This window comes from Streptococcus pseudopneumoniae (assembly GCF_001072315.1).
Lineage (GTDB): Bacteria > Bacillota > Bacilli > Lactobacillales > Streptococcaceae > Streptococcus > Streptococcus pseudopneumoniae_R.
Window position 1 is genome coordinate 15,022 of record NZ_JVLI01000198.1, and the last position, 17,681, is coordinate 32,702.

Genomic DNA, 17,681 nt, shown 5'->3' on the forward strand with positions numbered 1-17,681 from the left:
TAGATGAAAATAAAAAATTATGGTACAATAGCTTATAATATTGTAGCCAAGGGAGAAAGACATGAATCTTAAACGTGAACAAGAATTTGTTAGTCAGTATCATTTTGATGCGCGTAATTTTGAATGGGAAAATGAAAATGGAGCTCCTGAAACTAAGGTGGATGTGAACTTCCAATTGCTCCAACATGATCAAGAAAATCAAGTGACTTCCTTGATTGTCATCTTGACATTTATGATTGTATTTGATAAGTTTGTCATCAGTGGAACCATTTCACAGGTAAATCATATCGATGGCCGTATTGTCAATGAACCAAGTGAATTGAGCCAAGAAGAAGTGGAAACTTTGGCTCGTCCATGTTTGAATATGCTCAACCGTTTGACTTACGAAGTAACTGAAATTGCATTAGACTTACCAGGAATCAATTTGGAGTTCTAATATGAAACTAGCTGTTATCACAGATTCTTCTGCCTATCTCAGTGCAGAGACCTTGCAAAGAGAAGATTTGTATGTCTTGGATATTCCTGTCAATATTGATGGTGAGGAGTATGTCGAAGGTATCAATCTGACTGCTAAGGAATTTTACCAAAAAATGGCTCAGGCTTCTGAATTGCCTAAGACCAGTCAACCAAGTATTGCCAAGTTAGATGAAATCTTAACTTCGCTCAAAGAACAAGGTTATACACATGCCTTGGGGCTTTTCCTATCTTCTGGAATTTCAGGTTTTTACCAAAATATCCAGTATATGATAGATGAATATGAGGGCTTAACCATTGCTTTTCCAGACACTTTGATTACAAGTGCTCCTCTGGGTATCATGGTTGAAAGCGTCTTTAATTGGCGTGACCAGGGCGATGATTTTGCCAGCATTCAGGATAAGCTAGCCATTCAAATCAGCCGTACGTCAGCCTTTATCATGGTAGATGACTTGGATCATTTAGTGAAAGGTGGACGTCTTTCAAATGGTGCTGCTATTTTGGGTAATCTGTTAAGCATTAAGCCAATCCTTTATTTCAACGACCAAGGTGTGATTGAAGTTTACGAAAAAGTTCGTACCGAAAAGAAAGCAACCAAGCGATTAATTGAAATTATCAAGGAAACAACGGCTTCAGGTCAATACCGGGTCATTGTCATTCACGGAAATGCTCCTGAAAAGGCTGAGGAATTGCGTCAGCACTTGCTTGATTCTGGCTTGGGTTCGGATGTTTCACTTGCTACATTTGGTAGTGTCATTGGAACTCACCTAGGATCAGGAAGTATTGCTCTGGGGTATATTCCAGTGATTTAGTTGGCGCTTCTAGGCTAGTTAAGATGCTTTGTATCTTAGAAATTGAACACGGACTATCTGCCTCTTGAAAAAAGATGCCTGTCTTGCCTTTCGTGGAAAGTCAGCGCAATTCCCTATTTTTCATGGGTAGCTAATGTCCTTTGTATCTTGATAATTGAACACGCCTGGAACCCTGTGTGAAAAAGATAGATTTTCCAAGGAGTAGACACTTCTTGATCAGAACTTCTATTTTCACTTTGTGTTCCTACAGGCTTTGTATCTTAGCAATTGAACACGGACTACCTGCCTCATGAAAAAAGATGCCTGTCTTGCCTTTCGTCGAAAGTCAGCGCCATTCCCTATTTTTCATGGGCAGCTAACGTCCTTAGTATCTTAGACAGGAGTAGAGATGAGTATTCGAGTAATTATTGCTGGTTTTAAGGGTAAGATGGGCCAAGCTGCTTGCCAGATGGTCTTGGCTGATCCAGTCTTGGACTTGGTAGCAGTTTTGGATCCTTTTGAGTCTGAATCAGAATGGCAGGGTATTCCTGTTTTCAAGGATAAGGCTGATTTAGCAGGCTTTGAAGCGGATGTCTGGGTAGATTTCACAACCCCAGCTGTTGCCTACGAAAATACACGCTTTGCCCTCGAAAATGGCTTTGCTCCAGTAGTTGGAACGACTGGCTTTACTAGTGAAGAAATTGCAGAACTAAAAGCATTTTCCCGTGCCCAAGATTTGGGTGGCTTGATTGCCCCTAACTTTGCCCTGGGTGCTGTCTTGCTCATGCAATTTGCGACGCAGGCTGCTAAATATTTCCCAAATGTGGAGATTATCGAGCTCCATCATGACAAGAAAAAGGATGCTCCGAGTGGAACAGCTATTAAAACAGCTGAGTTGATGGCAGAAGTTCGTGAATCAATCCAGCAAGGTGCGCCTGATGAGGAAGAATTGATTGCAGGTGCCCGTGGTGCTGACTTTGATGGCATGCGGATTCACTCAGTTCGTTTGCCAGGCTTGGTAGCCCATCAGGAAGTCATCTTTGGCAATCAGGGAGAAGGATTGACCCTCCGTCATGACTCCTATGATCGCAGCTCCTTCATGACAGGGGTCAATTTGGGAATTAAAGAAGTTGTCAAGCGTCATGAGCTTGTCTATGGATTAGAACACTTATTATGAGATTAACGCAAATGCCTTCTGAATTTCAGAAGGCTTTACCAGTATTAGAAAAAATTAAAGAAGCAGGCTTTGAGGCTTATTTTGTTGGGGGCTCTGTTCGAGATGCCCTCCTCAATCGCCCTATCCATGATGTGGATATTGCGACGTCTTCTTATCCAGAAGAGACCAAGCAGATTTTTCCGCGAACAGCTGACATCGGAATCGAGCATGGAACTGTCTTGGTTTTAGATGGCGATGAGGAGTATGAGGTAACCACCTTTCGGACAGAGGATGTCTATGTGGACTATCGCAGACCCAGTGCAGTTTCCTTTGTGCGTTCGCTAGAAGAAGACCTTAAGCGCCGTGATTTTACAGTCAACGCCTTTGCCTTAGATGAGACAGGGGAAATCATTGACTTGTTTCATGGTTTAGAGGATTTGGAAAACCAAGTCTTGCGAGCAGTTGGAGTGGCTAGTGAACGTTTCAACGAAGACGCTCTGCGGATTATGCGCGGTTTCCGTTTTCAGGCTAGTCTTGGCTTTGAACTTGAGCCAGAAACATTTAAAGCTATGAAGACCTTGACACCACTTTTGGAGAAAATTTCTGTAGAACGTACCTTCGTTGAGTTTGATAAACTCTTGCTGGCTCCCTTTTGGAGAAGTGGCTTAGCTTCCATGATTGAGAGTCAAGCTTATGACTATCTCCCTGATATGGCAGCTAGCCAGGACAAGCTCAACAGACTGTTTGAGTTAGAGACCGATTTTAACTTTGAATCTTCTGAACAAGCCTGGGCAGCTCTTTTGTGGGCTTTGGAGATTGAAAATGCGCAGCCATTTTTGAAAGCTTGGAAGACCTCACGCCAGTTTGCTAAGCAGGTACAAGATTTGCTGACTATTTTGGCTTTGCGTGAAAAGGGAGAATTGAGCAAGCGCGATTGTTATCGCTTTGACTTTGCTTTGCTTTTACAGGCTGAAAATCTTCGTCAGGCTCAAGGAAAAGAAGTCAACCCACAAGCTATCACAGAAACCTACCAGAGTTTGACCATTCATGATAAGAAAGAAATCCAAATCAACGGTGGTATTTTGATTAAGGAATATGGCTATCAGCCGGGGCCAGACTTGGGAGAGATTTTAACAGAGATTGAGTATGCCATTGTCGATGGAGAATTGGAAAATGACCGTCAAGCTATCCATGCTTATCTGAGGGAGAAAAAATGAGTGATTTTATCGTTGAAAAACTAAGTAAATCCGTTGGTGATAAGACCGTTTTTAAGGATATTTCCTTTATCATCCACGACCTAGACAGAATTGGTTTGATTGGTGTCAATGGAACAGGGAAGACCACCCTTTTAGATGTTCTTTCTGGTGTTTCTGGCTTTGATGGGGATGTCAGTCCCTTTTCAGCTAAGAATGATTACCAGATTGGTTACTTGACTCAAGATCCTGATTTTGATGATAGCAAGACGGTCTTGGATACGGTTCTATCTAGCGACCTCAAGGAAATCCAGCTCATTCGTGAGTATGAGTTGATCATGCTCAACTACAATGAGGACAAGCAGGCGCGTTTGGAACGAGTCATGGCTGAGATGGATTCTCTCCAAGCTTGGGAAATCGAGAGTCAGGTAAAGACCGTTCTTAGCAAGCTGGGTATTCAGGATTTATCTACTACTGTTGGGGAATTGTCAGGTGGTCTAAGAAGACGGGTTCAGTTGGCGCAAGTCTTACTTGGCAACCATGACCTCTTGCTGCTGGACGAGCCGACCAACCATTTGGATATTGCGACTATTGAGTGGCTGACCCTCTTTTTGAAAAATTCCAAGAAAACCGTCCTTTTTATCACCCACGATCGTTATTTCCTAGACGCTTTGTCAACTCGTATTTTCGAATTGGATCGCGCAGGCTTGACAGAGTATCAGGGGAATTATCAGGATTATGTTCGCCTTAAGGCGGAACAGGATGAGCGTGATGCGGCTCTTCTCCACAAAAAGGAACAACTTTATAAGCAAGAATTGGCTTGGATGCGTAGACAACCGCAGGCGCGTGCGACCAAGCAGCAGGCTCGTATTAATCGTTTCCATGACTTGAAAAAGGAAGTTTCAGGCAGTAGTGCTGAGACAGACTTGACCATGAGCTTTGAAACCAGTCGGATTGGGAAAAAAGTCATCGAGTTTCAGGATGTTTCCTTTGCCTATGAAAACAAGCCTATTTTGCAAGATTTTAATCTCTTGGTGCAGGCCAAAGATCGTATTGGAATTGTTGGGGACAACGGTGTTGGAAAATCAACTCTCCTTAACTTGATTGCAGGCAGTCTTGAGCCGACAGCAGGTCAAGTTATGATAGGGGAAACTGTTCGCATCGCCTATTTCTCTCAGCAAATTGAGGGATTGGATGAAAGCAAGCGAGTGATCAATTACCTGCAGGAAGTGGCAGAAGAAGTCAAGACCAGCGGTGGTTCTACGACTTCCATCGCTGAGTTGCTGGAGCAGTTCCTTTTCCCACGTTCGACGCATGGAACCTTGATTGAGAAATTGTCTGGGGGAGAGAAAAAACGTCTTTATCTCCTCAAACTGCTCTTGGAAAAACCAAATGTTCTTCTCTTGGACGAGCCAACAAATGATTTGGATATTGCAACCTTGACAGTTCTGGAGAATTTCTTGCAAGGCTTTGCAGGGCCTGTCTTGACAGTTAGCCATGACCGCTATTTCTTGGATAAGGTAGCGACTAAGATTCTCTCTTTTGAGGATGGTAAAATTCGTCCTTTCTTTGGTCATTATACCGACTATCTTGATGAAAAAGCCTTTGAAACAGAGATGGCCAATCAAGTGCAAAAGGCCGAAAAGGAGAAAGTGGTCAAAGTCCGTGAAGACAAGAAACGCATGACTTACCAAGAAAAGCAGGAGTGGGCAAGCATTGAAGGCGATATTGAAGCCTTGGAAAACCGTATCGCTGCTATTGAAGAGGAAATGCAGGCCAACGGCTCTGACTTTGGTAAGCTGGCTACTCTCCAAAAAGAATTGGATGAGAAAAATGAAGCACTCCTTGAAAAATACGAACGCTATGAGTATCTCAGTGAATTTGATAGCTAGAAGAATAGAAAAATCCCGTCTCATGACAGGATTTCTCTATTCTTTTTTTGTTTCCTGGTGGAAGACATTTTGCCAAGTTTCGTGGCGACGCCAGATACTGGTATGGACGATACCATCTAACTCATAGCAGATGAGTTTGGTCTTTTGACTGATGGAAGTGATCTGAATATTCTTGATAGCAGAATTTAACTCTTTTTCGGCTTTATAGGCCTCTTTATCCATCTGTTCTCCATCTTGGCGAATATAGACAAAATCATCAGCCAAGAGTTCTTCCAGTTGATTTCCTTGGTCAATCAATTGTTCACGCATAAGCAATTTTTTATAGACATTGTCTAAAATCTCATCCTCTGGAATAGGTGCCGGCTCGATATGGACATCGGTATCAAAGACACCAAAACGTTCCTCCAGCATAGACTCGACTTGATCCGCAATCTCGTGGCTTTCAAAAACCGACAGGTCGGGATTCATTTCAAGAGTGATATCCAAGTAAATATTGCTGCCGTAGGTGCGACCTCTTTGGGACTTAACCTTGCTGATTTTGGGAATTTCCATGATGGCCTTTTGATAGTCCTCAAGCAGACGGTCGTCGAAACCATCTGAAAGGCTAAAGGAAGACTCGATGAAGATATCATAGGCAGTTTTCAAGATAAAGAAAGTGATGATGATGGCGACCAGTTTATCCACAATGGGGTAATCGAAACTGCTAGCTAAGATGGCAATGGTCGTACCAAGTGAGGTAACAGCGTCAGAAAGATTGTCCTTAGCAGCTGCCTTCAGCGCCTTGGATTTGGATTTCTTACTGAGGCCAGTATTGTAGAGATAAACTAGAAACATAATCGCTGCAGAAATGATTCCTAGAGTTGCACCCAGAGGATCAATGACCGTTTCTTCCCGACTGAGAATCTTTTGAATGGTATCCCTTAGAACATCAAAACCAACATAAAACATGATGATGGAAGTGACTAAACTAGCCAAATCTTCAATCTTCCAGTGACCAAAACGGTGGTCACGGTCTGCAGGCTGGCGCGCCATTCTAATCCCAATCAAGAGAGCCACATTTCCAATGATATCCGATACGTTGTTAAAACCATCGGCTACCAAACTGGATGAATGGAGGAGTTGCCCAGTTGCTAATTTGGCTGCAGACAAGATCAAATAGGTTGAAATGCTGATAATGGCCCCACGCTCAGCTAACTTGAGATTTGAGATAGATTGCTTCATTCAACTTCCTTTCTAGTCACATAGCATTCTACCATTATACTGGTTTTCAAGGGAAAATTCAAATAGGACGGATAAAACTAAGAAAATACAAAGCAGAAAATGCTTTTTTTTTTAGGAAATATGATAGACTGATAAAGTGAAAAGTTGAGGTGAATAAAATTGAAAAAAATGAGTATTTTAGCGATGAGTATTTCTTTGCTCTTTACTGTTTTAGTCTGGTTCTCGATGGTAACAAATGTCAAACAAGGAATACCGTTTTCAGATGCTAGTATTTTTGAATATTTTGGGTATGCAATGAATCGAGGAGAATTGATGTATGCAGACCTATTTGATCATAAGGGGCCAGTTGTTTTTTTACTGAATTACCTAGGATATCTTATTGGTGGTGCGTTAGGAATTAAATTTTTATACCTATTTTGCACATTTCTATTCTTTATAGCTAGCTATAAGATTTCAAGATTATTTACTGGGAATAAGCAAACAATTTTAACTTTAGCAATTATCTTTATAATTTATGAGTATTTTTTTGATGGCGGTTGGAGTTTAGAAGGTTTTATTTTACCTTTTTTGGCTTATTCATTATACATTTTTTTAAAACTGTTTATACAAAATGATTTCAGTAAAAATGACATCATAGCATCAGGTGTATTTTTCTCTATTGTATTTTTTACGAAAGCAAATATGATAGGGATTTGGCTTGTATTTTGTATTTATGTATTGATTGATTTTATACTAAAGAAAGCATATAGGGAATTGTTTTCTTTGATAGGATTATTTTTCCTTGGAGTATTAATACCAACTATCCCTTTGTGCCTATATCTGTTATCAAAGGGCATCTTTTTTGAAATGGTATACCAGTCGATTGGAATTAATTTTATTTATACTACAGAGTCTAATAACGTTTCGATGTATGAGATTATCAGATGGTATATTTCCCAAACAAATCTCTTAAGTCTTAATTTATTGATGTTATTTTCCTTGATACCACTATGGAAGAAATTTGGAATAAAATCAATCTACTATCATTTTGTTTTTATTGTTTGTTTACTTCTGGCTCTTATCTCAAAAAGAAGCTATGGTCATTACATTTTAGTAATGCTCCCGATTTTGATTCCATATATTTCCTATTTATTTCATAGCATATCCAAGAAAATGTCTTTTCAAGTATTTTTTGTCTTATTCTTAGGATTTATTATTGTATACCAGAATGATGTAAAATCCATCATGAAAAGTATGAATACAAGATATCTGAATAGATCTGAGAAACAGCAACGCGTTGCTAGCTATATAGAGAAAAATACGTCGATGGATGATCGAATTTATACACACCGTCAAAATGGAACAATTTATTTGTATAGTGAACGGCTAGCTAGTACAAAATTTTTCTTTATTCCAGCTGTGACAGATGATCGAGTTATTATTGATGAGTTTAGAAAATCTATACAAGAAAATCCTCCTATCTATATTGTATTTGATACTGAATGGGATTATGGTAAGAGAACTGACTCTTTTATTAAGGATTATATTAAAGTAAATTATCACTTAGAAAAACAGATTGATACAGCTATGATTTATAGAAAAGGAGGAGAATAGCATGAGCAGGAAAAAGCCAATTTTATATATAGTTGTTCCGTGCTACAACGAAGAAAAAGTCTTACCACATACTAATCCAATGTTTGTTGAAAAAATTGAACAATTAGTACAGAAAGAAGAAATCCATCCTCTTAGTAAAATCATGTATGTAAATGATGGTAGTAAGGATCGGACTTGGGAACTAATAGAAAGTTATGCTAATTCCATTCCTTCTGTAGTTGGTGTGTCGCAAAGTCGTAATAGGGGGCATCAGAGTAGCGTTCTTGCAGGTATGTATGAAGCTATTCAGTTTGCTGATATTGTCATTACCATTGATGCGGATGGACAAGATGATATTAACTGCATGGATAAGATGGTTTCGGAGTATAAAAGTGGTTCTGAAATTGTATACGGTGTACGTGATAACCGTGATACGGACTCTACTTTTAAACGAATTACAGCCGAAGGTTTTTATAAAGTGCTACGTCTATTTGGAGCAGAAGTTGTTTTCAATCATGCAGACTATCGATTGGTGTCTAAAAGATTCTTGAAAGAATTAGAAAAATTCACTGAAGTTAATCTTTTTCTTCGTGGTTTAATGCCCTTAGTGGGCTTTAAATATTCTTATGTTTCATATAAACGCCATGAACGAATTGCTGGTGAGAGCCATTATCCACTGTCCAAAATGCTTGGTTTGGCTATGGATGGTATTACCAGTTTATCAATCAAACCGATTCGTTTGATTACAAGTTTTGGGGTCTTGACATCACTCTTTAGTTTTCTGTTGATTATTTGGGTTTTATGGAGTAAGGTTGCTGGTACGGTTGTGGCAGGCTGGGCAAGCACCTATGCAATAGTTAGTTTACTTGGTGGGGTTCAATTGATTAGTTTGGGAGTAATTGGTGAGTATATTGGAAAGATTTACCTAGAAACGAAACGTCGTCCTAGATATATTATCAGTGAACGTACTTTTGATAAGGATAGAATTTTATAGAATCTTTACTCTTTGAAAACTTTTCAAAATTTGGTATAATAGTACTACTCAAGGGAGTAGCTGGCAGAAACCTGTGATAGTGTCGTCATTCCGAATTTTATACTGAAAAGTATGCTTTCCGGCACTATCTTAAACAGCGAGACTTGTTATGATTAACAGGTCTCTTTTTGTTTGTCGTGAAAAGATGCGATGAGGGAAAAGAGAGTCTGTTTTGCACACAATGTCAAGGAGGAGACACATGTCAAAAGAACAAAAACGCCAAGCGTTTTACACTCAGAGTCCTGAAGAGGTCTTGAAGGCTGTGGATGCGACCGAGCAAGGTTTGTCATCAAGTGAGGCAGAAAAGCGCCTTGCCGAATTTGGCCACAATGAACTCGAAGAAGGCGAGAAACGATCAATTCTGGTCAAGTTCATCGAGCAATTTAAGGATTTGATGATTATCATCCTAGTTGCGGCAGCTATTTTGTCAGTCGTGACTTCTGGTGGGGAAGATATCGCAGATGCCATTATCATCTTAGCCGTGGTTATCATTAACGCTGCCTTTGGTGTTTACCAAGAAGGAAAAGCAGAAGAAGCCATCGAAGCTCTCAAATCTATGTCAAGTCCAGCTGCCCGCGTTCTTCGTGATGGACACATGGCAGAGATTGACTCTAAAGAATTGGTTCCTGGTGATATTGTTGCCCTCGAAGCTGGTGATGTAGTACCTGCAGACCTACGTTTACTAGAAGCCAACTCTCTTAAAATCGAAGAAGCAGCTCTTACAGGTGAGTCTGTGCCAGTTGAAAAAGACTTGACAGTCGAGCTTGCTGCAGATGCTGGTATTGGTGACCGTGTCAACATGGCCTTCCAAAACTCAAACGTGACCTATGGTCGTGGGATGGGTGTTGTTGTCAATACAGGGATGTACACTGAAGTTGGTCATATCGCTGGTATGCTTCAAGATGCGGATGAGACAGATACACCACTTAAACAAAACTTGAACAACCTTTCTAAGGTTTTGACTTATGCAATTTTGGTCATTGCCCTTGTTACTTTTGTAGTTGGCGTCTTCATCCAAGGGAAAAATCCACTTGGTGAGTTGATGACCTCTGTTGCGCTTGCCGTTGCAGCTATTCCAGAAGGACTTCCTGCTATCGTAACTATCGTTCTTGCTCTTGGTACTCAAGTTTTAGCCAAACGAAACTCTATCGTTCGGAAGTTGCCAGCAGTAGAAACACTTGGTTCAACTGAAATCATCGCTTCTGATAAGACTGGTACGCTGACTATGAACAAGATGACAGTTGAAAAAGTCTTCTACGATGCGGTCCTACATGACTCAGCTGACGACATTGAGTTGGGTCTTGAAATGCCACTACTTCGTTCAGTTGTCTTGGCCAATGATACGAAAATCGATGTGGAAGGCAATCTGATTGGTGACCCAACCGAAACAGCCTTTATCCAGTATGCCTTGGACAAGGGCTATGATGTCAAAGGTTTCTTAGAGAAATATCCTCGTGTAGCTGAATTGCCATTTGATTCTGAACGTAAGCTCATGTCAACGGTTCACCCATTGCCAGATGGTCGTTTCCTTGTAGCAGTCAAGGGTGCGCCAGACCAACTCTTGAAACGTTGTGTTCTTCGTGATAAGGCTGGGGATATTGCTCTGATTGATGAGAAGGTTACAAATCTCATTCACACAAACAACTCTGAAATGGCTCACCAAGCCTTGCGTGTCCTTGCAGGTGCCTATAAGATTATTGATAGTATTCCAGAAAACCTTACTTCTGAAGAGCTTGAAAATGATTTAATCTTTACTGGTTTGATTGGGATGATTGACCCTGAACGTCCCGAGGCAGCTGAGGCTGTTCGTGTGGCTAAGGAAGCTGGAATCCGTCCAATCATGATTACAGGTGACCATCAAGACACTGCAGAAGCTATTGCTAAACGTTTGGGAATCATTGACGCAAATGATACAGAAGGCCACGTTTTAACTGGTGCTGAACTCAATGAACTGTCAGATGAAGACTTTGAAAAAGTGGTAGGTCAATACTCTGTTTATGCTCGTGTATCTCCAGAGCACAAGGTTCGTATCGTCAAGGCTTGGCAAAAACAAGGTAAGGTCGTTGCCATGACAGGTGATGGTGTCAATGATGCGCCAGCTCTGAAAACAGCAGATATCGGTATCGGTATGGGGATTACTGGTACAGAGGTTTCTAAGGGAGCTTCTGACATGATTCTTGCGGATGATAACTTTGCAACTATTATCGTCGCAGTTGAAGAAGGACGTAAGGTCTTCTCAAACATTCAAAAGACTATTCAGTATCTGCTTTCTGCCAATACTGCTGAAGTATTGACCATTTTCCTATCAACCTTGTTTGGTTGGGACGTCTTGCAGCCAGTTCATCTCTTGTGGATCAACTTGGTAACCGATACTTTCCCAGCTATCGCTCTTGGTGTTGAACCTGCGGAGCCAGGTGTTATGACCCACAAACCACGTGGACGTAAGGCAAGCTTCTTCTCAGGTGGTGTTTTGAGTTCTATCATCTATCAAGGTGTACTCCAAGCAGCTATTGTCATGAGTGTTTATGGCCTTGCGATTGCTTACCCAGTTCATGTGGGTGACAATCATGCCATTCATGCAGATGCCCTTACTATGGCTTTTGCAACCCTTGGTTTGATTCAGCTCTTCCATGCCTACAATGTCAAGTCTGTTTACCAATCCATCTTGACAGTTGGCCCATTCAAGTCTAAGACTTTTAACTGGTCTATCTTGGTATCCTTCATTCTTCTCATGGCAACAATCGTTGTAGAACCGCTTGAAGGAATCTTCCACGTAACCAAACTGGACTTGTCACAATGGGGAATCGTTATGGGCGGAAGCTTCTCAATGATTATTATCGTCGAAATTGTTAAGTTTGTTCAACGAAAACTCGGTTTTGACAAGAATGCGATTTAAAAAAAGTCATCTTCGGATGGCTTTTTGCTACAGTTGAGGGAAAGGGCTTGCAGTTATCGGCTTTTGTGCTATAATTGCTATAATATAGTAAAAAGCAAGAGGAGTGTGAGGAAGTGGAAAAGAAAATTGTGAAGGATATTTTGTTTTTATCTCAGGTATCTCAGCCGGCAAGTCAGGAAGACCTGTATCTTGCCAGAGATTTGCAGGATACACTCTTAGCAAATCGTGAGACCTGTGTCGGTTTAGCTGCCAATATGATTGGGGTGCAGAAGCGCGTGATTATCTTTAATCTGGGCTTGGTTCCTGTGGTCATGTTTAACCCAGTGCTCCTGTCATTTGAAGGACCTTATGAGACAGAGGAAGGTTGTTTGTCCTTGGTAGGTGTGAAACCTACTAGGCGTTATGAAACTATAAGGGTTGCCTATCGTGACAGCAAGTGGCAGGAACAGACCATTACCTTGACAGGCTTCCCAGCTCAGATTTGCCAGCATGAACTGGATCATTTGGAAGGACGAATCATTTAGGAGGAAAGCAAATGAAACGAATAGTCTTTGAACTTATTTTTATCGCAACGACCTGGTATATCTTTTTACCGCCCCTTAACCTGACCAGCTGGGAATTTCTCTTCTTCCTCTGTGGGCATATGTTGCTTGTAGCAATCTTATTTGGCTTTGGCAAGGGGATAAACCTTGTCAAAACGGTTCATGTGCGCCATGGTAAGGCGGAATCTGCCTTAAATCTAGAGGGTTTCAAAATCAATCGGTTAGGGAAAATCCTTTTAGCTTCTATTGGAGGAATTCTTCTCTTAGCAGGTTTGGTTTCCTTGGTGACTTCCAGCATTTTTCAGGCTAAAAATTATGCCAATGTAGTCACGGTTACGGAAAAAGACTTTACTGAATTTCCTAAGAGTGACACCAGTAAGGTTCCTATCTTAGATAGAAGTACTGCTGAAAAAATTGGTGACCGCTACTTGGGTTCCCTAACAGATAAGGTGTCGCAGTACGTAGCGGCAGACACCTATACTCAATTGACGATTGATGGGAAGCCTTATCGGGTTACACCATTAGAATATGCAGATCCTATCAAGTGGTTTAATAATCAGGCCAAGGGAATCGGCGAGTATATCAAGGTGGACATGGTAACTGGTAATGCGGACTTGGTGGACTTGAAGACACCAATCAAGTATTCGGACTCGGAATATTTTAACCGTGACGTCAAACGTCACCTACGCTTGAAGTACCCAACTAAAATCTTCAAGACTCCATCTTTTGAGGTGGACGATGAGGGCAATCCTTTCTATGTGGCTACAGTTTACCAAAAGCAATTTGGACTTGCGGTTCCTCGTCCTGTTTCAGTCATTATCTTGGATGCCACAAATGGAGAAACCAAGGAATACAACTTGGCAGATGTTCCAGAATGGGTGGACAGGGTCTATCCAGCTGAGGAAACTATTGAGCAAATCAACTACAACGGCAAGTACAAGGACGGTTTCTGGAATGCCATGATTTCCAAGAAAAACGTGACCCAGACTACCAAGGGCTATAATTACTTGTCTATTGGTAATGACATCTACCTCTACACAGGTGTGACATCGGCCAATGCAGATGAAAGTAATCTTGGTTTTATTCTTGAAAATATGCGGACAGGGGAAATCACTAAGTATAGCTTGGCTTCTGCGACCGAAGAATCAGCCCGTGAATCAGCCGAAGGTGCTGTTCAGGAGAAATCCTACAAGGCAACTTTCCCAATCCTCATCAACCTCAATGATAAACCACTTTATATTATGGGCTTAAAGGATAATGCTGGTTTGGTCAAAGAGTATGCTCTGGTAGACGCAGTCGAGTACCAAAATGTTATCGTAGCAACGACAGTGGAAGAACTGCTTAGCAAGTATGCCAATAAAAACGACCTTGAAATTGACAATGAAACCACAGAAAGCATCAAGGGTGTAGTAGCAGACCTCAAATCAGCTGTTATCAAGGGCGATACTGTCTACTTCTTTAAAGTTGATGGTAAGATATATAAGGTTAAGGCCTCAGTATCAGATGACCTCCCTTATCTTGAAAATGGTAAAACCTTCGAAGGTCAAGTAGGAAAAGACAATTATCTCAAGACCTTTAAAGTGCAGTAAAAAAGGCTTATTTAAGAAATATATGTTATAATAAGGTAAAATAAGCCTAATGGAGGACAAAGAAATGGGGTTTTATTTGATGGTTGCTTCAATGCTACTTGGATTGCTCGCTTTGAAGATAGGTTTTTCTCAGTTCAAGGAGAAAAAAGATACATTCTTATCTATCTTAACAAGTTTAGCTGGCCTAGCCCTTGTTCTCGTGGATGTCTGGTTAGGATGGCCCAAATAAATAGAGAAGCCTCGCTCAAACCGAGATTTTTCAGATGAATTTCTTGGTTGTGGCTAAAAAATATGCTACACTATCAATATGAAAATTTTAATCCCTACAGCAAAAGAAATGAACACAGACTTGCCAAGTATCGAAGCCGCTCCTTTAAGACTAGAAAGTCAGGCTGTGCTGGATGCCTTGACCCTCTATTCTGCTAGTCAATTGGAGAGTTTTTACAAGGTATCAGCTGAGAAGGCAGAGGAAGAATTTCAAAATATCCAAGCTTTGAAAAGGCAAACTGCTCAACACTATCCAGCCTTGAAACTTTTTGATGGGCTTATGTATCGCCATATCAAGAGAGATAAGTTGACCGAAGTAGAACAAGCCTATCTTGAAAATCATGTCTTCATTACCTCGGCCTTGTACGGTGTTGTTCCAGCCTTGTCACCTATGGCACCTCACCGTTTGGACTTTTTGATGAAGTTGAAAGTCGCTGGTAAGACTTTGAAGAGCCATTGGAAGGTAGTCTATGATGAAGCTGTGAAGCAGGAAGAAGTGATTTTCTCCCTCTTGTCATCCGAGTTTGAGACTGTATTTTCTAAGGAAATCAGAGAAAAAATGGTGACCTTCAAATTTATGGAGGACAAGGGTAATCAGTTGAAAATTCACTCAACTATTTCTAAGAAAGCGCGTGGTGCCTTTTTAACCGCTATGATAGAAAATCAAGTGCAGACGGTGGAGGAAGCTCGGCGTTTAAGCTTTGCAGGATTTAACTACCGAGAAGATTTGTCACAGCCACAGGAATTGGTTTTTGTAAAGGAAGTATAGAAATCAGATATTTTGTATTGGACAATATGTATCATCAGCTATTTTAGTTTATAAATGAAAAAAAGCGAACAAGCTAGTCTTCTGAGTGTCAGAAAAGTAGTCTTGCTCGCTTTTATTATGTTAGTTAGTTGATAGCATTGATCAAATCTTGAGCTTGTTTTTCAAGTGAATTTAGGACTGATTCTTCGAGAACCAATTTTCCATCTGCCCAAGCAGAGTCATTGACATGTGCAGCAGTGAAATCACCAACGATTTGTGTACGGATAAATGGCAAGAGATCCTTGTAGATAGTGAAGAGTTGATTGTGACCTGCATTGGCTACAGATGATACGGTGACAAACTTGTCTTGAAGGGCAGAAGCACCACGTGTATCAGATAAGTCAAGGGCACGAGATAGCCAGTCCAGCAAGTTTTTCACTGTTCCAGGGATAGAGAAGTTGTAGACTGGAGAGAAGATCCAGATGGCATCCGCAGCGAGAACCGCTTCACGAGCAGCCGCTACAGCTGGATGAGTTGGAACTTCCAAATCTTGGCTGAAGAGAGGAATAGTTGAATAATCAAGATAGCTAACTTCCGCTTTACCAGCAAGTGCTTTCTCAGCTTCGAGAGCCATTTGGTGGTTGAAAGAGCCTTGACGTAGTGATCCGACGATAAATAATACTTTTTTAGACATGATGTGTCTCCTTTTTCTTAAGTTTTCGAGAAGTATCTCGTTGTTATAAAATATATTACAACAAAACAAAAGGACTTGCAAGAAATCTGCTCAAAGATAAGTAAAACTATAAAATTGTAGAATATCTAATCACTTGCGACTGGAATGCATTTGATTTTCGAAGAGTATTCTAACATTCTCTTGTAATATGATGACATAAGTGCTAAAATAAACAAGAAAACTCGCAATAGAAACCGCAGAACAGCTATTTTCCGGTATCATTTCATAAATCATTAAAGGAACAATAATGGCATTGAAGAATGCTTCTAAAAGGGGTGGAGATCATGTAAGGCAAAGATTAACAAGTGACGGACAAAAGAAATAATAATACACTTGTTAAGGAGAAAAGATGTTAATAAGAAATTATCGGAAAAATATTGGCCTGATGGCCGGAGTTGAGTTTTTTGCATTTCTAGGGATTACCAGTTTTTGGATTCTCTTTCTCAGTCAAAACGGCATGACTCTTTGGCAGATTGGACTTCTGGAGAGCATTTTTCATACGACCAGTCTTCTCTGCGAAATTCCATCTGGAATGTTAGCTGATCGTTATTCCTATAAGACCAACCTTTATTTAAGTCGTATAGCAGGGATTGTGTCTTCTATTCTCATGTTGGCTGGGCAGGGAAATTTTTGGATTTATTCACTAGCAATGGCGGTGAGCGCCTTGTCTTATAATTTTGATTCAGGAACAAGCGCGGCAATGGTCTATGACTCTGCTGTAGAGGCTGGACTAAAGGGGCGCTATCTATCCATTTCGAGCTTTATGTCAGGAGTGTCAGAAGGAACTCGGTCTTTGGGGACAGTGTTGGCGGGATTTTTTGTCCATGGTCAATTACATCTGACCTACTACATCATGATTGCCACTTCTATCATAGTTCTTGTCCTGATTTGGATGCTGAAAGAACCTAGTGTCAAGCTAGAAAAAGCTGATAGTGTGACCATGAAACAGATTATTTGGACTGTTAAGGATGAGTTGAAGCGAAATCCCATGCTCTTCAACTGGATGATTTTGTCTCAGATTGTCGGAGTACTCATGTGCATGTTTTACTTTTACTATCAAAATCAGTTACCAGATTTAAGTAGTTGGCAAATTTCAGCAGTTATGCTACTTGGGAGTCTCCTGAATATCGTCGCAGTATATCTAGCGAGTAAGATTGGAAAGAAATATGCCGCCTTGAAACTTTTCCCTATCCTCGTCCTGCTGACTGGAGTTACCTACCTGCTGTCCTACTTTGGAACACCTCTAATCTATATTTTGATTTATTTGATTAGTAATGCTCTATATGCTCTTTTTCAGCCGATTTTTGACAATGATTTGCAAGAGCGGCTTCCAAGTGAAGTAAGGGCAACCATGCTGAGTGTCTACTCTATGATGTTTAGCTTGAGTATGATTGTGTTTTTCCCACTGACAGGATGGTTGATTGACCATTTAGGCTTTGTAGTAACATTTCTTTATCTAGGATTCTTTTTAGTCATGATTAGCCTTCTACTGCCTGTCTTTTTAGGAAAAATGGCTAAAAAAATGGATGATAAAGTGATTCTATAAAGTAAAAGAACTTACGAAAACTTGAGTG

Annotated in this window: 15 protein-coding genes; 13 read left to right on the forward strand and 2 right to left on the reverse strand. The window is 40.7% G+C overall.

Annotation, left to right across the window (positions count from 1 at the left end; genetic code table 11):
* Positions 1-61: 61 nt before the first annotated feature.
* The 5 genes from ADH54_RS10060 (at position 62) to ADH54_RS10080 (ending at position 5,506) form a co-directional block, all read left to right on the forward strand.
* Complete coding sequence (locus ADH54_RS10060; RefSeq protein ID WP_001050087.1) at positions 62-436, forward strand: DUF1149 family protein; 375 nt, start codon at positions 62-64, stop codon at positions 434-436.
* A gap of 1 nt (position 437) precedes the next feature.
* Complete coding sequence (locus tag ADH54_RS10065; RefSeq protein ID WP_049525018.1) at positions 438-1,286, forward strand: DegV family protein; 849 nt, start codon at positions 438-440, stop codon at positions 1,284-1,286.
* A gap of 388 nt (positions 1,287-1,674) precedes the next feature.
* On the forward strand, positions 1,675-2,442 hold the full coding sequence (gene dapB / locus ADH54_RS10070; RefSeq protein WP_049525019.1) for a 4-hydroxy-tetrahydrodipicolinate reductase: 768 nt from the start codon (positions 1,675-1,677) through the stop codon (positions 2,440-2,442).
* The gene (locus ADH54_RS10075; RefSeq protein WP_080980856.1) at positions 2,439-3,638 is read left to right on the forward strand and encodes a CCA tRNA nucleotidyltransferase; all 1,200 of its coding nucleotides are present in this window, start codon (positions 2,439-2,441) and stop codon (positions 3,636-3,638) included. Before dapB ends, ADH54_RS10075 begins: the two co-directional genes overlap by 4 nt.
* Positions 3,635-5,506, forward strand: a complete 1,872-nt coding sequence (locus ADH54_RS10080; protein WP_049525021.1) for an ABC-F family ATP-binding cassette domain-containing protein — start codon at positions 3,635-3,637, stop codon at positions 5,504-5,506. The genes ADH54_RS10075 and ADH54_RS10080 overlap by 4 nt, the downstream gene beginning before the upstream one ends.
* 36 nt (positions 5,507-5,542) lie before the next feature.
* Here ADH54_RS10080 and mntE read toward each other — a convergent pair whose 3' ends face one another.
* Positions 5,543-6,727 (reverse strand): CDF family manganese efflux transporter MntE, encoded by a 1,185-nt coding sequence (gene mntE, locus ADH54_RS10085; protein ID WP_049525022.1) that lies wholly within the window; start codon positions 6,725-6,727, stop codon positions 5,543-5,545.
* A gap of 159 nt (positions 6,728-6,886) precedes the next feature.
* On the opposite strand from mntE, the gene ADH54_RS12530 reads away from it, so the two are divergent.
* From ADH54_RS12530 to yaaA, 7 genes are all read left to right on the forward strand, one after another.
* Complete coding sequence (locus tag ADH54_RS12530; RefSeq protein ID WP_239682669.1) at positions 6,887-8,320, forward strand: ArnT family glycosyltransferase; 1,434 nt, start codon at positions 6,887-6,889, stop codon at positions 8,318-8,320.
* A 1-nt stretch (position 8,321) separates the two neighbouring features.
* Complete coding sequence (locus ADH54_RS10095; protein ID WP_049525023.1) at positions 8,322-9,293, forward strand: glycosyltransferase family 2 protein; 972 nt, start codon at positions 8,322-8,324, stop codon at positions 9,291-9,293.
* Positions 9,294-9,531: 238 nt separating this feature from the next.
* Positions 9,532-12,228 carry a cation-translocating P-type ATPase gene (locus tag ADH54_RS10100; RefSeq protein ID WP_049525024.1) on the forward strand — a complete coding sequence of 899 codons (2,697 nt, stop codon included), beginning with the start codon at positions 9,532-9,534 and terminating at the stop codon, positions 12,226-12,228.
* 113 nt (positions 12,229-12,341) lie between these two features.
* Positions 12,342-12,752 carry a peptide deformylase gene (locus tag ADH54_RS10105; protein WP_049525025.1) on the forward strand — a complete coding sequence of 137 codons (411 nt, stop codon included), beginning with the start codon at positions 12,342-12,344 and terminating at the stop codon, positions 12,750-12,752.
* 11 nt (positions 12,753-12,763) lie between these two features.
* Positions 12,764-14,359: a hypothetical protein gene (locus ADH54_RS10110; protein ID WP_049525026.1), complete on the forward strand. Its 1,596-nt coding sequence runs from the start codon at positions 12,764-12,766 to the stop codon at positions 14,357-14,359.
* Positions 14,360-14,423: 64 nt separating this feature from the next.
* On the forward strand, positions 14,424-14,588 hold the full coding sequence (locus ADH54_RS10115) for a YczI family protein (protein WP_049525027.1): 165 nt from the start codon (positions 14,424-14,426) through the stop codon (positions 14,586-14,588).
* 78 nt (positions 14,589-14,666) lie between these two features.
* The gene (gene yaaA, locus ADH54_RS10120) at positions 14,667-15,395 is read left to right on the forward strand and encodes a peroxide stress protein YaaA (RefSeq protein ID WP_049525028.1); all 729 of its coding nucleotides are present in this window, start codon (positions 14,667-14,669) and stop codon (positions 15,393-15,395) included.
* 124 nt (positions 15,396-15,519) lie between these two features.
* Here yaaA and ADH54_RS10125 read toward each other — a convergent pair whose 3' ends face one another.
* Entirely contained in the window at positions 15,520-16,068 is a 549-nt protein-coding gene (locus ADH54_RS10125; protein WP_049525029.1) for an NADPH-dependent FMN reductase, read from the reverse strand.
* Positions 16,069-16,456: 388 nt separating this feature from the next.
* Here ADH54_RS10125 and ADH54_RS10130 point away from each other — a divergent pair, with 388 nt between their 5' ends.
* A complete protein-coding gene (locus ADH54_RS10130; RefSeq protein ID WP_049525030.1) occupies positions 16,457-17,653 on the forward strand; it encodes an MFS transporter in 1,197 nt (398 codons plus the stop codon).
* Positions 17,654-17,681 lie beyond the last annotated feature (28 nt).